The organism is Paenibacillus sepulcri, from assembly GCF_042647105.1.
GTDB classification, from domain to species: Bacteria; Bacillota; Bacilli; order Paenibacillales; family Paenibacillaceae; genus Paenibacillus_Z; species Paenibacillus_Z sepulcri.
The window spans coordinates 577,671-594,491 of sequence record NZ_JBHRUP010000001.1 but is presented as its reverse complement, the minus strand read 5'-3'; the positions used below and the strand labels follow the sequence as shown (position 1 = coordinate 594,491).

The 16,821-nt window shown below is 53.3% G+C and carries 17 protein-coding genes; 15 read left to right on the top strand and 2 right to left on the bottom strand.

The genetic code is table 11. From position 1 onward, the window contains the following. Window positions 1–22: 22 nt before the first annotated feature. The 4 genes from ACFOLF_RS02610 (at window position 23) to gndA (ending at window position 5,092) form a co-directional block, all read left to right on the top strand. Window positions 23–784: a DeoR/GlpR family DNA-binding transcription regulator gene (locus tag ACFOLF_RS02610; protein WP_210040020.1), complete on the top strand. Its 762-nt coding sequence runs from the start codon at window positions 23–25 to the stop codon at window positions 782–784. A 237-nt stretch (window positions 785–1,021) separates the two neighbouring features. Beyond that, window positions 1,022–1,618, top strand: a complete 597-nt coding sequence (locus ACFOLF_RS02605) for a hypothetical protein (protein WP_210039954.1) — start codon at window positions 1,022–1,024, stop codon at window positions 1,616–1,618. 166 nt (window positions 1,619–1,784) lie between these two features. Next, window positions 1,785–3,377 (top strand): gluconokinase, encoded by a 1,593-nt coding sequence (locus tag ACFOLF_RS02600; RefSeq protein WP_210039955.1) that lies wholly within the window; start codon window positions 1,785–1,787, stop codon window positions 3,375–3,377. Window positions 3,378–3,673: 296 nt separating this feature from the next. Beyond that, a complete protein-coding gene (gndA, locus tag ACFOLF_RS02595) occupies window positions 3,674–5,092 on the top strand; it encodes an NADP-dependent phosphogluconate dehydrogenase (RefSeq protein ID WP_210039956.1) in 1,419 nt (472 codons plus the stop codon). On the opposite strand, the gene ACFOLF_RS02590 is transcribed toward gndA, so the two are convergent. Further along, entirely contained in the window at window positions 5,089–5,391 is a 303-nt protein-coding gene (locus ACFOLF_RS02590; RefSeq protein WP_210039957.1) for a hypothetical protein, read from the bottom strand. The two genes, gndA and ACFOLF_RS02590, sit on opposite strands and share 4 nt — an antisense overlap. Before the next feature lie 152 nt (window positions 5,392–5,543). Between ACFOLF_RS02590 and ACFOLF_RS02585 the strand changes: the two genes are divergently transcribed. The 6 genes from ACFOLF_RS02585 to ptsP all read left to right on the top strand — a co-directional run bounded on the left by ACFOLF_RS02585 (window position 5,544) and on the right by ptsP (window position 12,625). Continuing rightward, window positions 5,544–6,062: a shikimate kinase gene (locus ACFOLF_RS02585; protein WP_210039958.1), complete on the top strand. Its 519-nt coding sequence runs from the start codon at window positions 5,544–5,546 to the stop codon at window positions 6,060–6,062. 42 nt (window positions 6,063–6,104) lie between these two features. Then, complete coding sequence (gene aroA, locus ACFOLF_RS02580) at window positions 6,105–7,397, top strand: 3-phosphoshikimate 1-carboxyvinyltransferase (protein WP_210039959.1); 1,293 nt, start codon at window positions 6,105–6,107, stop codon at window positions 7,395–7,397. Between the two features lie 50 nt (window positions 7,398–7,447). Further along, window positions 7,448–7,882 carry a CoA-binding protein gene (locus ACFOLF_RS02575; protein ID WP_210039960.1) on the top strand — a complete coding sequence of 145 codons (435 nt, stop codon included), beginning with the start codon at window positions 7,448–7,450 and terminating at the stop codon, window positions 7,880–7,882. A 163-nt stretch (window positions 7,883–8,045) separates the two neighbouring features. Further along, window positions 8,046–8,852: a hypothetical protein gene (locus ACFOLF_RS02570; protein WP_210039961.1), complete on the top strand. Its 807-nt coding sequence runs from the start codon at window positions 8,046–8,048 to the stop codon at window positions 8,850–8,852. Between the two features lie 135 nt (window positions 8,853–8,987). Next, window positions 8,988–10,871 carry a glucose PTS transporter subunit IIA gene (locus tag ACFOLF_RS02565; protein WP_210039962.1) on the top strand — a complete coding sequence of 628 codons (1,884 nt, stop codon included), beginning with the start codon at window positions 8,988–8,990 and terminating at the stop codon, window positions 10,869–10,871. Continuing rightward, entirely contained in the window at window positions 10,868–12,625 is a 1,758-nt protein-coding gene (gene ptsP / locus ACFOLF_RS02560) for a phosphoenolpyruvate--protein phosphotransferase (protein ID WP_210039963.1), read from the top strand. The genes ACFOLF_RS02565 and ptsP overlap by 4 nt, the downstream gene beginning before the upstream one ends. Before the next feature lie 38 nt (window positions 12,626–12,663). On the opposite strand, the gene ACFOLF_RS02555 is transcribed toward ptsP, so the two are convergent. Then, complete coding sequence (locus tag ACFOLF_RS02555) at window positions 12,664–13,185, bottom strand: type 1 glutamine amidotransferase domain-containing protein (RefSeq protein WP_210039964.1); 522 nt, start codon at window positions 13,183–13,185, stop codon at window positions 12,664–12,666. Between the two features lie 85 nt (window positions 13,186–13,270). On the opposite strand from ACFOLF_RS02555, the gene ACFOLF_RS02550 reads away from it, so the two are divergent. The 5 genes from ACFOLF_RS02550 (at window position 13,271) to ACFOLF_RS02530 (ending at window position 16,655) form a co-directional block, all read left to right on the top strand. After that, a complete protein-coding gene (locus ACFOLF_RS02550) occupies window positions 13,271–13,699 on the top strand; it encodes a VanZ family protein (protein WP_379113344.1) in 429 nt (142 codons plus the stop codon). Between the two features lie 208 nt (window positions 13,700–13,907). After that, a complete protein-coding gene (locus tag ACFOLF_RS02545) occupies window positions 13,908–14,321 on the top strand; it encodes a hypothetical protein (protein WP_210039966.1) in 414 nt (137 codons plus the stop codon). A gap of 17 nt (window positions 14,322–14,338) precedes the next feature. Next, window positions 14,339–14,737 carry a bacillithiol system redox-active protein YtxJ gene (gene ytxJ, locus ACFOLF_RS02540; protein ID WP_379219610.1) on the top strand — a complete coding sequence of 133 codons (399 nt, stop codon included), beginning with the start codon at window positions 14,339–14,341 and terminating at the stop codon, window positions 14,735–14,737. A gap of 209 nt (window positions 14,738–14,946) precedes the next feature. After that, window positions 14,947–15,954 (top strand): catabolite control protein A, encoded by a 1,008-nt coding sequence (gene ccpA / locus ACFOLF_RS02535; RefSeq protein WP_210039967.1) that lies wholly within the window; start codon window positions 14,947–14,949, stop codon window positions 15,952–15,954. Continuing rightward, on the top strand, window positions 15,951–16,655 hold the full coding sequence (locus ACFOLF_RS02530; protein WP_210039968.1) for a 5'-methylthioadenosine/adenosylhomocysteine nucleosidase: 705 nt from the start codon (window positions 15,951–15,953) through the stop codon (window positions 16,653–16,655). Before ccpA ends, ACFOLF_RS02530 begins: the two co-directional genes overlap by 4 nt. Window positions 16,656–16,821 lie beyond the last annotated feature (166 nt).

The window sequence follows — 16,821 nt, the reverse complement described above, 5'->3', positions numbered from 1 at the left end:
TATTCGGATTGGACTGAAGTTTATGTTGGTAGCCGAAAGATATGCAAAAATCATCCGCCTCGTCAATGAGCGGGGCAGTATCCGGGTGAGCGAGCTCAGCGAGCTGTGCGGCGTTACCGAAGAGACGATCCGGCGCGATCTGGACCGGCTCGAGCAAACAGGCAAGCTTGAGCGCAGTCACGGCGGCGCCATGAGCGTGAAGGATGCGCAGGCCGAGATTCCTTACTTTGAACGTGAGGTTATGAACGCAGCGGAGAAGAAACGGATTGCTGCCGAAGCGGTCGGTCAAATCGAGCCCTACAGCAAAATTGCGCTTGATGCAAGCACCACGGCTTACTATATGGCGGCTGAGCTTCCGAATATCCCGTTGACCGTTCTGACCAATTCGATCAAGGTAGCGCTGGAGCTCGCCGGGAAGGAGAAGATTCAGGTCTTCTCCACCGGGGGAATCCTTTCACCCCGCTCCTTGTCCTATCAAGGGCCTCTCGCAGAGAGCAACTTGGAGCAGTACCACGTGAATAAGGCTTTTATTTCCGGCAAGGGCATTCATCCCGAGCGGGGAATAAGCGAATCCAGCGAGCTTCAGGCGGCGGTGAAACGGAAGATGATCGGTTTGGCTGATGAAGTATACCTGCTTGTCGATTACAGCAAATTCGGCGTTCGAGCGTTCTCCCACATCGCTGACTGTGAACAAATCGATCATCTGATTACAGATGACCGGGCCGATCCGGAGGTACTGCGTATTTTAACCGGGCAGGGCATTAAAGTGACGATCAGCCATTAGCAAGACGCAAGTTGAACAGGGCGGCCGCAACCTCATGCGAATGGGGCCGGGCGCCTGTCTTTAAAATTGGGGAAATCATGCAGGGTATCGAAATTTATTATTCAAATTTGCGGTACAAGTTTAAAAATAGTCAATAAACCAAGTTGCCATAACATAAGATGGAGTATAAGATAGTTATTAAGAAAGAATATTCAGAACATTTCGTCAACGGATCAACACTGGGGGGAGGAGTTGCCGATGAACAAGAGTCATGAAGTGGAGTACTGCAACCTGGAGCTGCGTTTTGACCGGCGGCAAATCCAGAATTTGATTCGGGATTTGATACAGGAGGGTTATTCGCTGTATTGGAGCGAGTCGGACGTTTACTTTCTCATATCGGTACGCAGCGGGCGCAAGCTTGTGAAGCTCCGGTTTCAGAGAGTGCGCAACCGTTACAAAATCATCGGCGATTATATCATTAAGGATGAGAAACTGTCGGAGCTGCTTGAGAAGCTGATTAACGATTCCCGTGGTCATGCGGTTGTTAAGCGCTTTAAGGACCGCCAAATCGTGATTGAAAGCATCATGTTCGGCGAAATCATTCGACTTGTGGAGGTGTCCGGGATGGAGCATCGGATTATTTACCAGAAGAAACCATTGGTCACTGTAGAAGAAATGATTCAGGCTTTTCAGTCTAAACGTGCGGAAGAACGGGCGGTTGTGCTGAGGTATGAGCTGGATTATGAGCTTTCGGTCCTGCATGAGGCGATCAAAGAGGAACGCGATGAAGATGCGGCGCTTTCCAAAGAGCGGCTGCAGTCGCTGAGGATTGAGATGATACAGCTTGAATTATAGAAAGAGGATTGGAGCTTTCCCATTCAAATAAGCCTTTTGGAGCTTACGCGCCAAAAGGCTTATTTTTGCATGCCGCCCGTTCCATTGTTTACACGGCTTGCCCGCATGTTTTACAATGTAACGATAGCAAAAAGTGCTGTTTGGTTTGCTGCGGGAGGAGAGACGGATGGTGAGGAATGCAACCGGTAAGATTATTATAGCCGTCGATATCGGGACGACGAGCACCAAGGTACTGGCGTTGAACGCGGACCGCTATAAAGGCGCGCAGGCATCGAAGGAGGGCGTCTCGATCCGTGCCAGGGCGGAAGAAGGCTACCCTCTGCTCGAGCCCCATCCGGGACATTTCGAACAGGACCCCGGCCTGATCGCCGAGGCGGTGGAACGGTCAATCCGTGAGGTTATGCGCAAGGGCGGTATTCAGGCTGACGAGGTGGCTTGCCTTACATTCAGCTCGGCCATGCATGGATTAATCGCAGTTGATGGGGCTGGAGAGGCTTTGACGCCCTGTGTGACATGGGCTGACTTAAGAGCGGCCGGTTATGCGAAGAAGCTCAGAGACAGCGGGGAAGCCGGAAAACTGACGATGCGGACGGGCGTCCCCGTTCATGCGATGACCCCGCTTTGCAAGCTGCTGTGGCTCCGCGACAACGAACCGGAAATATTCGCTTCTGCCCGCTGCTTCATCGGAATCAAGGAATTTGTGCTGCACCGCTGGTTCGAAGGTCCTTATCTGATGGACGAGTCCGTAGCCGGGGGAACGGGCCTTTATCACCTGGAAGACCGCAAGTGGGATGAGCAGGCTCTGCAGCTTGCCGGCGTAGGGCTCGACAAGCTGCCGCAGCTTGTTCCGTCGGAGCATGTGCTGCAGGGACTGCGTCAGGCCGCCGCGGATGCCATGCTGCTGTCGGCAGACGTGCCGGTCATCGTGGGCGCCGCGGATGGCGTGCTCGCGAATCTGGGGGCGGGAGCGGTCGAGAGCGGGATTGCCGCTGTCACAATCGGCACGAGCGGCGCCGTGCGCATCGCGCTGGATACGCCGGCTGCAGATCGCGAAGGACGGCTGTTTTGCTATCCGCTGGCGGATTCCCTGTGGATCGCCGGCGGGCCTGTAAACAGCGGCGGCGTGGTGCTGCGCTGGCTGCGCGACAAGCTGTTCCCGGCCGAAACGGCTGCGGCGGCCGGGCAGGGAATTGATCCATACGAGCAGCTGATTGCGCTCGCAATGGAAACGCCGCCAGGAGCGGAAGGGCTGCTCAGCCTTCCGCACCTGGCGGGAGAACGGGCGCCGCATTGGGACGAGAATGCGCGCGGGGTCTACATCGGCCTGTCCCTTCACCATGACAGGCGGCATATGATCCGCGCCACGCTGGAGGGTATCCTCTTCGGCCTGCGCGCCGTGGCCGAGCTGGTCGCCGCAAGCTCCGGCGGCGGACCGCTCCGGGAAATCCGCGCCTCGGGCGGCTTCGCCCGCTCGGGCGCGCTGCGGCAGATGATGGCCGATATATTCGGCTGTCCGGTTACCCTCACGGACACCGAGGACGCTTCGGCCATCGGCGCCGCAATGCTGGCGCAGTTCGCGCTCGGACAGGCTCCGCACGGCCTGCGCGGGCTTGCAGCGGCGGTCGAGGTCGTTGACCGCCGCGATCCGGACCCTCAGGCGGCGGCCGTCTATGACCGCCTGTTTCCGGTCTACCGCTCGCTGTACAGCGCGCTCGCTCCCGCTTTTGCGGAAATCGCCGCCTACCAGCGCGGCGAATAATCCGGCGCGGCCGGACCGCCGTTCTCTTGACGTACGCCGCTTCCGGCGTGCGTCTTCGCGCGGCTATGCCGGCTATCGGACTGCATCATGCAGTCGCGGCCAGTAAAGTCGGGCCCTGATAGAGCCCGCCTGGTCCAAAAAGCTGATTTTTTTTGGCGCCGGTTTTCATTCCCTTGCAAAAAGAGTAAAATAAAAGTACTGTGTGCGTAAGCGTTACAATCCAATCCTTTCGGGGACAGGCTGCAACAGACGCATAGAAGCTCAACTATAAATGAGATAAGGGATGGGAAACCACAATGTCTAAACAACAAATTGGTGTAGTTGGTTTGGCCGTAATGGGCAAAAACCTTGCGCTCAACATTGAAAGCAAAGGATTTACTGTCTCGGTCTTCAACCGCTCACGCGAAAAAACGGACGATCTTCTCAAGGAAGCTGCCGGAAAAAATCTTGTGGGTACATTTACAATCGAGGAGTTTGTCGAATCACTGGAAACCCCCCGCAAAATTCTGATCATGGTTCAAGCCGGCAAAGGTACGGACGCTACCATTGACGCGCTTGTCCCTCATCTGGACGAAGGCGATATTATCATCGACGGAGGCAATGCCTTTTTCCCTGATACCCAGCGCCGCAGCAAGGATCTGGAAGGACAAGGCATTCGTTTTATCGGCACAGGCGTTTCCGGAGGCGAAGAAGGCGCGCTGAAAGGACCGTCCATCATGCCGGGCGGCCAGGAATCTGCCTATAAACTGGTTGAACCCATCCTTACTGCAATTTCCGCGCATGTCAATGGCGACCCTTGCTGTACATACATTGGACCTGATGGCGCAGGACACTATGTCAAAATGGTTCACAACGGAATTGAATACGGCGATATGCAGCTGATTTGCGAAGCCTACGATCTGCTCAAAAATGTTTTGGGCGTTTCGACGGAGGAGCTGCAAAGCATCTTTACCGAATGGAATAAAGGCGAGCTTGACAGCTACCTGATTGAAATCACAGCGGATATTTTCTCCAAATACGATCCGGAAACGAAGCAGCCGATGGTGGATGTCATTCTGGACGAAGCCGGCCAGAAGGGTACTGGCAAATGGACTAGCCAAAGCTCGCTTGATCTTGGCGTCCCGCTGTCGATCATCACCCAATCCGTATTCTCGCGTTTCCTGTCTGCCCTCAAGGAAGAGCGCGTGGCTGCCAGCAAACGGCTGAAGGGCCCGCAAAGCGCTCCGTTCCAAGGCGACAAAACCGCGTTCATCGAAGCGATCCGAAAGGCGCTGTTTGCCAGCAAAATCTGCTCCTACGCACAAGGCTTCGCTCAAATGCGCGCCGCCTCCGAAGAGTTCGGCTGGGATCTGCGCTACGGCGACATCGCCATGATTTTCCGTGGCGGCTGCATTATCCGTGCCCGTTTCCTGCAGAACATCAAGGATGCATACGATCGGGAGCCGGGGCTCCGCAACCTGCTGCTGGATTCCTACTTTCAGGAAATTGTGGAATCGTATCAGGGCGCGTGGCGCGATGTCGTTGCCGCCGCGGTTCAGTATGGCGTTCCGGTTCCGGCGTTCTCCAGCGCGCTGGCCTATTACGACAGCTACCGTACCGCCCGTCTTCCGGCTAACCTGCTGCAGGCGCAGCGCGACTACTTTGGCGCTCACACCTTCAAGCGTGTGGACAAGGAAGGCTCCTTCCACTTTGACTGGCTTCACCTGCACGATTAATTGGCGCCTGCAGGATAGAGGCCAAGAACGCCTTCAATCAGGCAGCTCCGCAGTCTGTCCCCTTCCGGGCCGCAGCCGCTGCGCTGCTTGATCAGAATCATGGAGGCTTCGGAGAAGGATTGAAATATTTTTAATAGCTGTGGCTGGGGAAGGCTGAGTAATTCAGGCGCTTCGTCAGCCACTTTCTTTTTCATAAATTCCAAAATCCATACCACATCCTCACGGCAAAGCGGATAATCGGGATTGAACAAGTGCCCCATAGGTCCAAGCGAAAGATGCGGCTCCCGGTTGTATGCCATAGGCGTCCTCCTTTGCATAATTGGTAACAGTAGCGGTATTATCATCTCTACGGCAGGATGAACTTTTTTATACCCGATCTGCGCTAATAATGATATGATAAGCAAACATGTGTAAAATCAATCTGCAGCAAATAAAGAAGGTGTGCTAACGAATGGCGGACAAGCAGCAAGTCCATATTGTACTGGTCGGATTTATGGGGACAGGCAAGTCAACGGTCAGCCAGCTGCTGGCCAGACGTCTGGACTGTGAGACCATCGATGTGGACGCAGAGATTGAGCGCCGCGAAGGAAGAAGCATTCCGGAAATCTTCGCGCATCGCGGCGAGGCGTCATTCCGGAAGGCGGAAACGGCTGCGCTGGCCGATGTGCTCAGCCATGAGGAGAGGAAGGTCATCGCCACTGGCGGAGGCGCGGTGCTGGCTCCCAGCAACTGTGAATTGATGCTTGATTCCGCTTTGGTGGTGGCGCTTACGGCGGACGCGGAACAGATCATTTCCCGTGTCAGCCAGGACGCTTCGCGTCCTCTCCTGCAGGGAGATCTGAGACAGCGGGTCAACCAGCTTATGGAGGATCGCAAGCATGCTTACGATTTTGCCCATCTGACCATTGATACATCCAAGCTCAATGCGCATGAAGTGGTGGACAAGATCGTAGCCTTCCTGCAGCAATAGCAATAGACCACCCAACTTAAATAAAGGAGCATGATTTCAAAGATGGACGTTCTCGTAACCCCAACCCCTAAACTGCATGGAGAAATCCAGGCGCTCTCATCCAAAAACTACACCACCCGCTACCTGCTCGTTGCGGCGCTGGCGGAAGGAACGAGCACGGTTTACTATCCGGCCCACAGCGAGGACAGCGATGCCATGCGCCGCTGTATCCGGGATCTGGGCGCGGTCATCGAAGAAGACGACGAGAAGATGATCATCACGGGCTTCGGCCGCAGCCCGAAGGATGTCAAAGAGCTGGATGTGGGAAATGCGGGCGCTGTTCTACGCTTCCTGATGGCAGTTGCCGCCTTATGCCCGGATGTTACCTTCATTAACCGTTACCCGGATTCGCTCGGCAAGCGTCCGCATGACGATCTGATTGATGCTCTGGGGCAGTTGGGCGTAGAGGTCCGGCATGATCAGGGACGTCTTCCCATCACGATTCGCGGAGGAGCGGCCAAGGGCGGAAAAATCCGTGTTTCCGGCAGTGTAAGCTCGCAATATTTAAGCGCGCTGCTGTTTCTGACGCCGCTTCTTGCGGAAGACAGCGAAATCGAGGTGCTGAATGATCTGAAATCCAAGGTCGTCGTGGGACAGACGCTGGAAGTGCTTGAGCAGGCGGGCATCGTCATTGAAGCGAGCGATGATCTGATGCATTACCGCATTCCCGGAGGACAAAGCTATGAAGCCAAGAAGTACGTCGTCCAGGGTGATTATCCCGGCTCTGCGGCTATTCTTGCAGCTGCTGCTGTCACCCAGTCCGATGTTACGCTGCACCGGCTGGAGGAGCACAGCAAGCAGGGAGAACGCGCCATCGTCGATGTGCTCCGCGCTATGGAGGTTCCATTGACACATGAGGGAGGGGTTGTCCGCGTTCAGGGCAACGGCAAGCTCAAGGCAGTTGAGTTTGACGGGGATAAAGCCACCGACGCGGTGCTCGCCATGGTGGCGGCCGCTGTATTCGCGGAAGGAACCTCGCGTTTCTACGATGTGGAGAATCTGCGTTATAAGGAATGCGACAGAATTACGGATTATTTGAACGAGCTGCGCAAGGCCGGGGCGAATGTCGAGGAGCGTCAAAGCGAGATTATCGTGCATGGCCGTCCCGAGGGCGTCGAGGGCGGAGTTGAAATCAACGCTCATTATGACCATCGGGTTATTATGGCGCTCACTGTTGTCGGACTCCGCGCCAAGCAGCCCTTGCGCATTCGCGATGCCCATCATGTGGCCAAATCGTATCCGCAATATTTTGACCATTTGAAAATTCTGGGAGCCAATGTCGAATGGATCGAATAGACCATATGAAAAACTTATAAACCATTATAACCAAAGGATGTGTGTCTCTTATGGCATTTGAAAACCCTTCACGCGAGGAAATCAAGGAAATTCTGGAACAAACGAATACGATCGCAGTGGTTGGCTTATCCGATAATCCCGAGCGCACATCCTATTTGGTGTCGCAGGCGATGCAGGCCAAAGGCTACCGGATCATTCCGGTCAACCCCAATGCCGATACCATTCTGGGCGAGAAATCCTACCCTTCCTTGCGGGATATCCCGGAGAAAGTGGATCTGGTCAATGTATTCCGGCGCAGCGAGCATACTCCGCCCATTGCGGCTGAGGCTGCAGCAATCGGGGCAGCAGTCATCTGGCTCCAGCTTGGCGTTTACCATGACGAGACTGCCGAAATCGCGGAACGCGCTGGCCTGAAGGTCATTATGGACCGCTGCATCAAAGTGGAGGATTCCTTATTGTTGCCGCATGGAAAAACAAAGGCGTAAGCAGATTTTGCTTCTGGTAATTTCCTGAAACCCGCCCATTATTTATACGGGCTGCATATTCATAATTCACGCCAGTCTCTCCCACAATAAGAAAGGCTTTTGGAAGGTGCAGCCTACAAGGCATCCGGAGGTCGACATTTTTTTATTCCAAGGAGGACAACACATGAACTCGATGTCGCAGCAAGGCGGGTTTCAAAACAGTCAGTTCAGACAGCAGCAGTTTAGCAACCAAGGCAGCCGGAACAGCTTCCAGCCACTTGGGTATGTTCAATCCCAATATCAAGGACAGCCAAAGCAGCAAAACCAGGGGATGTCTTCAAGCGCAGGCTTTTCCCAAATCAACAGCTTTGGAATCAATCAAAGCCGTAATCAAAATCAAAACCAGCCTGTGATCTCTCATGTAGGCTACACGGCTAACCAGGATTACCAACCGCAAAACCAATTTAACACTGAGTTTTCCTCAATGGGATCTTCACACCAAGCCAACCAATCCCAACCGGTGATTTCCCATACTGGGGGCTACAGTGCCAATCAAAATTTCCGCTCCAATTCAACCAACCAGTTCAATCAATCGAACCAAATGCAGCAGCAGCCGGTGATCTCGCATGCCGGTTACACGGCAGGATCGAATCAATCGAACCAAAACCAGTTCAATCAATCGAACCAAATGCAGCAGCAACCAGTGATCTCGCATGTCGGCTACACGGCCGCAACGAATCAAATGAACCAAAACCAATTCAACCAGAATCAATTCAATCAACCGCAAAACCAATTTGGTTTCCGCTCCAACCTGCAAAGCCAAAACAACTTCTCGCAGGCGAATGCGCACACTTCTCAAAACCCAGTATACCAAGCCACCAACGCGGTCTCGAATTCGGGTCCGGTTCTCTCCAGGCTTGGTTATTCGTCTGGCTCGCAGGCAAGCTCCTTCCAGGGCGCACAAAATACCTTTGGCGGCTTTCAGCGTTAAACGGCAGGCCAATACCAAAGAAGCGGCGGACCAGCGGGTCCGCTGTTTTTTTTTGACAAAGCAGAGCCAAACGCTTACGATCAATAGAGAAAAATTCTATACGGCATAGGCGACAAAAAGGGGAGGGTTTCACGGATGAACATAATGGGGCACCTGCAGCAGCTTGGACGATCTTTAATGCTGCCGACCATCGTGCTCCCGGGAGCGGCTGTATTCCTCAGCCTCAGTGCATTGCCTTGGGACGCGTTGGGACTTCCAGGCATGCAGTCCCATTTACATATGGCGGGTGAAGCGTTATTCACTTTTCTGCCCTATTTATTTGCGTTCGGTGTGGCGATGGGCATGACCAGCAATGCGGGTGCTGCAGGCCTTGCGGCATTGGCAGGCATGTTTATTTATACGGGCATCATAAATGCCAGTCATTACGAGCTGGAGCCAACTGTATTTACCGGAGTCATTATTGGCGTGGTTACGAGCATCTTCAACGAACGGTTCAAATCGATCAAATTTCCGGAATACATCCAGTTTTTTGGCGGACCTCGTTTTGTGCCGCTGGCTGTAAGCTTCTTCTCAGCGATACTGGCCATCGTCATGGTGCGTCTTGCGCCAAGTGTGCACGAAGGGTTAATGGTACTTGGCGATATCGTATCCTCTGGCGGGGGCTTCGGCGTTTTTCTTTTCGGTTTTGTACTGCGGATTACGGTTGTTTTTGGCCTCCATCACCTGGTCAGTCATGTATTCTGGTTCCAGGTAGGCGGCTACCAGCAGAGCGACGGCTCCGTCCTTTTCGGCGATCTGCCGCGCTTTTTTGCCGGTGACCCGACCGCAGGAGCTTTTATGGCGGGGCTGTATCCCACGATGATGTTTGCGCTGCCTGCCATTGCCTTCGCGATCATTCACGAGGCGCGGGAGGATTTGAAGCCGAAGATCCGCAAAACCTTTATGATTGCGGCGCTTTCGTCTTTTCTGACCGGGGTAACCGAGCCGATCGAGTTTGCCTTTCTGTTCGTCGCGCCGTATTTATTTGTGGTGCATGCGCTGCTTTCGGGCTTGATGATGTGGTTCACTTACGAGTTGGGCATTTTACATGGATTCTCCTTCTCGGCAGGGGCCATTGATTTTCTGATTAATGAGCATCTTGCGACGAGAGGCTGGCTGCTTATTCCAATCGGCATCGTCTTTGGACTTCTTTATTATTTTCTGTTCCGCTGGGCGATACGGCGCTTCCGTATTCCGACTCCCGGCCGCGAGGAAGGCTCCCAGCTCGATGAGTGGGCAGGCGATATCCCTTATCGGGCGCCGCTTATTCTGCAAGCGATCGGGGGCAAAGAAAATATACTGCAAATGGAAGCCTGCATTACCCGACTTCGACTTAAGGTCGCCAGCGACCGGCTGGTGGACAACAACGCGCTGAAGCATTTGGGCGCTGCCGGCGTGATCCGGCTGGGCGGAGGCAATGTACAAATCGTCTTCGGCACCTATTCCGAGCTTATCCGGGAAGAGATGGACAAGGTAATCCGCCGGGACATTACACGAGTGCTGTTCAGCTCGCCTCTGCAGGGGAGGATGATTCCCCTGACCGAGGTGCCCGATCCGATATTTGCGGGCAAGCTTGTCGGTGACGGGGTGGCTTTTATACCGGACAAAGGCGAGCTTGTTTCTCCGGTGAAGGGCAAGGTCATCCATGTTTACCCATCCATGCACGCCATCGGTATTCGAACGCCAGAGGGGCTGGATGTGCTGCTGCATATCGGCATTGACACCTCACAGCTCAAAGGCAAAGGATTCCATGCGATCGTCAAGGAAGGCGACCAGGTGAAGCCGGGCCAGCTGCTTATCACGTTTGATCTGCAGCAAATCCGCAAGGAAGGCAAATCTCTGGCGACACCGATGGTGATCACGAATTCCGATCGTGTTCGTTCATGGAGTTTTGCTCCGTTCAAGAGCGTTAAACGGGGGCAAGCATCTGTAATGTCAGTCGTTCTGAAAGAGAGAAGCAGTGGGGGGGATACGACATGATTCAAGGAATTGGCGCATCATCAGGCATTGCAATCGGCAAATCATTTGTTCTGCCGAACTGGGAGTGGGATTTGCCGGAGCAAAAAATCGACGTGGCGGATCTGGCTCGTGAATTCGAGCGGCTATACGAGGGCATCCGTACCTCGAAAGTGGAAATCGAGCAAATGAAGGATGAGCTTCGCGAAGTTGTGGGTACGGAGGAAAGCTATATTTTCGACGCCCATCTGGCCATTCTGGAGGATCCGGTTTTTATGAACGAGATTCAGGGCATCATCCAGCGGCAGTACAAGGCGGCCGAAGTTGCGGTAAAAGAGGCGATTGACCACTTTGTCACAATGTTCGATCTGCTTGATGATGAATATATGAAGGAGCGGGCTTTGGATATCAAGGATGTCGGCAACCGGCTGCTCAAGCATCTGCTTGGCGCTCCGGAGATTACACTGCCGTCCGATACGCAGCCCTTCATACTCGTGGCCAAAGAGCTTTCGCCTTCACAGCTGGCTCATTTGAATCCCAACCATGTGCTCGGTATCGCTACGCTTGTTGGCAGCACGACCTCCCATTCCTCCATTATGGCCAGAGCGCTCGGTATCCCGCTGGTTGTCGGACTGGATACGAAGATTGAAGATGCCATTCAAACCGGAGATATGCTTATCATTGATGGTGACACCGGAGTTGTTCATCTGGACCCCGAGGCTCATCTGATCGACCGTTATGCCCAGCAGCAGAAGCAGCAGCAGGAAGCCAGCCAGCGGCTCAAAGGCATCGTCAGCTTTCAGCCGGTTACCCAGGATGGCAAGGAGATAGAGCTTGGCGCCAACATCAGCTCGCTCAAGGAGCTGGATATTGCGCTTGCCAGCGGTACGAGCGGCGTTGGGCTGTTCCGAACGGAATTTCTCTACATGGACAGGAGCCGGCTGCCTATGGAGGAAGAACAGTTTGAAGTTTACCGGAGCGTCGCGGAAAAGCTGGCCGGGCGGCCTTTGATTATTCGCACATTGGATATCGGCGGGGATAAGCAGCTTGATTATTTTGAGCTTCCGGAGGAGGAGAATCCGTTTCTGGGTTATCGGGCGATCCGGATATGCCTGGACAAACCGGAGCTTTTCAAAACTCAGCTGAGGGCCATTTTGCGCGCAAGCGCCTTTGGTAAAGTGAAAATTATGTATCCGCTGATTTCATCGGTCGAAGAGGTTCAGACGGCGAATTCGCTGCTCTCGGATGCGAAGCGCGAGCTTGTGGAAGAAGGACATGCTTATGACGGGGACATTGAAGTGGGGATCATGATCGAGCTTCCGGCTGCCGTGATGATAGCCGATTTGCTTGCGAAAGAGGTGGATTTCTTCAGTATAGGAACCAACGATCTTGTTCAGTTTACGCTGGCCGTCGACCGGATGAACGATCAAATCTCGCATCTGTATGAGCCGTATCATCCAGCTGTTCTGAGGATGTTGAAATTCACTGTGGAGGCAGCCAAGCAAGCCGGTATTCATATCGGTGTGTGCGGAGAAATGGCGGGGGATTTGAAGGCACTTCCGATTTGGCTCGCCCTGGATGTGGATGAGCTCAGCATGTCGCCGCATGCCATACTGCCCATTAAAGAACGGCTGCTTTCCCTGACGCAGCAGGACAGCCGTTCATTGTTCAGTGAAATATTAACCTGCCGGACCAGTCGGAGCATCCATGAAATGCTGGCATCTTTCCAGAGCATGCAGCAAAGCGGCGGGAATCAGGGTTCGATGACCACCCGGTAGCAGTTATCACAGCTGCTGCTTAGCTGGAGGAGATGACCTTATCCCTTGAATGCATCCACGAAAGCCTTGGCATACGGAGGCAAATCTGGCGGTCTCCGCGAGGAAATCAGATTGCCGTCGACGACCACTGGCTCGTCGATCCAGACAGCGCCGGCATTTTCCATATCATCGCGTATTCCAGGCGTGGATGTGACCTTGCGCCCGCTGAGTATTTTTGCGGAAATAAGCACCCAGCCGGCATGGCAGATCTGACCGATCGGTTTGGCCGCGGCATCCATATCCTTGACCAGCTGAAGCACCTGCGGATAGCGTCTCAGCTTGTCCGGTGCCCATCCGCCGGGAACGAGCAGGCCGTCAACCTGCGAGCTGTCTACTTCGTCGAATGACAGATCGGCTTTTGCCGGCACGCCGTATTTGCCAATATGAGTGCGGTTCTTCTCCGGCCCGGCGAACAGAACGGCTGCCCCTTCTTCGCGTACGCGATAAACGGGATACCAGAGCTCCAAATCTTCGAATTCATCGTCCAATAAACAAATAATAGTTTTACCTTGCAGCGTCATTGTAATCCTCCTTAACGTCAACATTATGAAACTGTCAGGCTTGCTTCTTGCAGTCTATCAGCAATATTGTATCGAAGGTGATCCCGTGAAGCAAACCCTTCATGCCAATAAGCGGCGCAGTCTCCTGTATGCGATTCCGGCGCTTGCGGTCATGGCGGCTATATTTCTTCTTTCCTCCCGGACCGGTGACGAGATCAATCATTTTCTGCCGTGGTTTCAAAAGCTTTTTCCGGCGATGTCCAGCTTTGATTGGGGGCATTTCATGGCATATTTCGTACTCGCGCTTGCATTTGATTATGGATTCGGAACACGTGCGGACAGCTGGAGCATGAAGATCCTGATCGTGGCTCTTTGCGGCTTGTATGGATTGACCGATGAATATCATCAGTCTCTTGTCGGCGGGCGCACCCCCGATCTGCAGGACATCCGCAATGATTGTATCGGCGGCGCCATTGCAATGGCGGTTACTGCCATACCCGCTGTTCGCAGGAGATGGCGGAAGATCACATCCTGAAGCAGGGCGGTTATGCAAAAATTACATCTGCCGTTTAAGCAGGACTTTCAGCAAAAGTAGTCGAATACTCTTATCGAAATGGCGGAAAATCATATGCCTGCTGTTCTGGCATATTCCGGTATTTTCGACGGGAAGAAATGTGCGCCGCCCAAAGGCAGGCTGTTTCTTCTTAAACGACGGCAAATGCCGTGAGAAGGAGTGGACGATTTTGCAGAAACGGTGTCCTTGCGGCGACGTCATGCTTATCAAGCTGCGCACTGTTATTTACTCTGGTAAAGTGGAAATTGACAATGTACCGATATACTCATGCCCTGCATGCAGCCGTAGCGAAGTATTTCCTGAGGTCAAACCGGACCTGACCGGGCTGATCGGGAAATTGGGAACTGAACCGGATAAACAAACCTACTTGTTTAACGAGTGGAACGAATGGGCAGATTTATTAGTAGAAGCCTATCATGACCGCAAGCTGTCCGATTCCGAGGCGATCAGGCAGCGTACGGAGAACCGGATCAATACTCTTCTTGATTTGTATGCCGTCGCCAAAGCGGCTGAAGATGAAGTCTGGATCGCGGATATACATAAACGGCTCACCCAGTTAAGCCGGAAAACCCCCACATTCTAAACATAGGTATTATTTATATTCATAATGATCTTAAGGACAGATATAAGGGGGGCTGCCTGCTGGAGCGAATCACATCTCTCAATACCGTTCAGCAATGGAATGAAGTGCTGTCTGCTTCCAGGGTTAAGCCGCTGCTTGTTTTCAAACACAGCAGCCGCTGCTCCGTAAGTACGGGTGCCTATGACGAATTAACCGCATGGCTGGAGGATGCAGGAGAGCTTTCCCCGCCTTGTTTTCTGGTTGAGGTTGTGGATCACCAGGAGCTTTCCAGAGCGATTGCCGAGCAGGCAGGGATCAAGCATGAATCCCCACAAGCGCTTCTTATTGAGAACGGAATGGTTTCCTGGCATGCTTCCCATTGGGGCATAACCTATTCGACATTAGATGATCATCTTGGGAATCATTGCGAAAAGTAATATTTTGTCGTATCATTACGATAAAGTAAGACGGCGCGATATTTGAAGAAGAAACCGCATTTGCCAAGGTCAAGAACCTTGAGCCGGATAAGGGTTCAGTTGCGGCAGACGCCTCTTTGCGGGCAAAAGCAGGTTTCTTCCCTAGAACGATAGAGAAGATGTAAGGAAAACTATCGTTACAAAAATTTGAACTAATGGAGAGAAGGACCTTGACGGTAACCATTTATGATGTAGCACGAGAAGCAGGCGTATCCATGGCCACGGTTTCACGGGTCGTGAACAACAATCCCAATGTGAAGCCTCAAACACGCAAAAAGGTATTCGAAGCGATCGAGCGTCTGGGCTATCGTCCAAACGCAGTAGCCCGTGGTTTGGCCAGCAAAAAAACGACGACAGTCGGCGTTGTCATTCCTGACATTTCCAACGCAATTTTTGCAGAGGTCGCCCGGGGTATAGAGGATATTGCGAATATGTACCACTATAATATTATTTTGTGCAACGCCGATAAGAAGAAGGACAAGGAGATCCGCGTTATCAACACGCTGCTGGAGAAGCAGGTTGACGGTCTTCTGTTTATGGGCGGCGCGGTGACGGACGAGCATCTGCAGGCTTTCAAAACCTCCAATGTGCCTGTCGTGCTCTGCGCCACAACGGATGAGAATGGCTCCATTCCTTCTGTTGATATCGATCATGAGTCTGCGGCCTATGACGCCGTGGATACTTTGATCAAACAGGGGCACACACGGATCGCGATGATCAGCGGGACTTTGCAGGATCCATCCAATGGCTATGCAAGGTTTCAAGGATACAAGCGGGCGCTGGAGGCAGCGGGAATTTCCTATGACGAGAATCTGGTGCGTACCGGAAATTACCGTTACGAATCCGGCGTTGAAGCAATGAAATACTTCCTGGAGCTCTCCGAGCTGCCAACAGCCGTATTCTCTGCAACTGACGAGATGGCTATCGGCGCTATCCACTGCATCCAGGATTCGGGGCTTAAAGTTCCTGATGATATATCCGTCATCAGTGTGGACAACAGCCGCATGGCTTCCATGGTTCGTCCGCAGCTGACGGCTGTCGCCCAGCCTATGTATGATATCGGCGCGGTGTCGATGCGTCTGTTGACCAAGCTGATGAAGAAGGAATCGGTGGAGCAAGCCCGCGTCGTTCTTCCGCATGAAGTGATTACGCGTCAATCGGTGGGTAGCCGGAAATGACCAAGAAGGCTTTGAAGATCGGTATTATCGGGGCTATGGTGGAGGAAATCGAACTGCTGCATAAGCATGTCGAGAGAACCGGCTCCTTCGACAAAGCGGGCATCACCTATGTTGAAGGGAAGCTTCACGGACATGATGTTGTTTTTTGCAAATCGGGAGTCGGCAAGGTAAACGCCGCTGTTTGTACCCAGCTGCTCATTGACGCAGGTGTGGATTGTGTTTTATTTACCGGCGTAGCCGGCGCACTGGATCCCGGTCTGAATATCGGGGATATCGTCGTCTCGACCTCATGCGTCCAGCATGATATGGACTGCAGACCACTTGGCTTCGCCCGCGGACAAATCCCGTTTCAGGAAACTTCGGAGTGGGTGGCGGATGATTCACTTGTCGAGCTGGCTGCCAGCGCCTGCGAAAGTCTCTTTCCGGGACGCAGCATGAAAGGCAAAGTGCTTTCAGGCGACCAGTTTATTGCATCCCGTGAAGCCGTTCGCGAGCTGCATGAGGAGCTTGGCGGTGCATGCACGGAGATGGAAGGGGCATCGCTTGCGCAGGTCTGCGGGATGAATGGCGTGCCATTCGTTGTGATTCGTTCCATGTCGGACAAGGCTGACGGATCGGCCCATGTTAATTTTGCGGACTTCACTGTGGAAGCTTCTGTTAACTCCCACCGGATCATAGATGAGATGCTCCGGCATATGTAAGAAGCAGTTCCGCTGTCCTGTGGGGGCTGAAGCATGGTTTCTCCACAGAACAAATTATAATTTTCAGGCATGAACAGATATTCTCGATAAGTTCCAAAAAGGCAATTCGGCAGCCCGCCTATAGAAGCGGAGCTTGCCGGATTGCCTTTTATTGGTTTATGGTGGT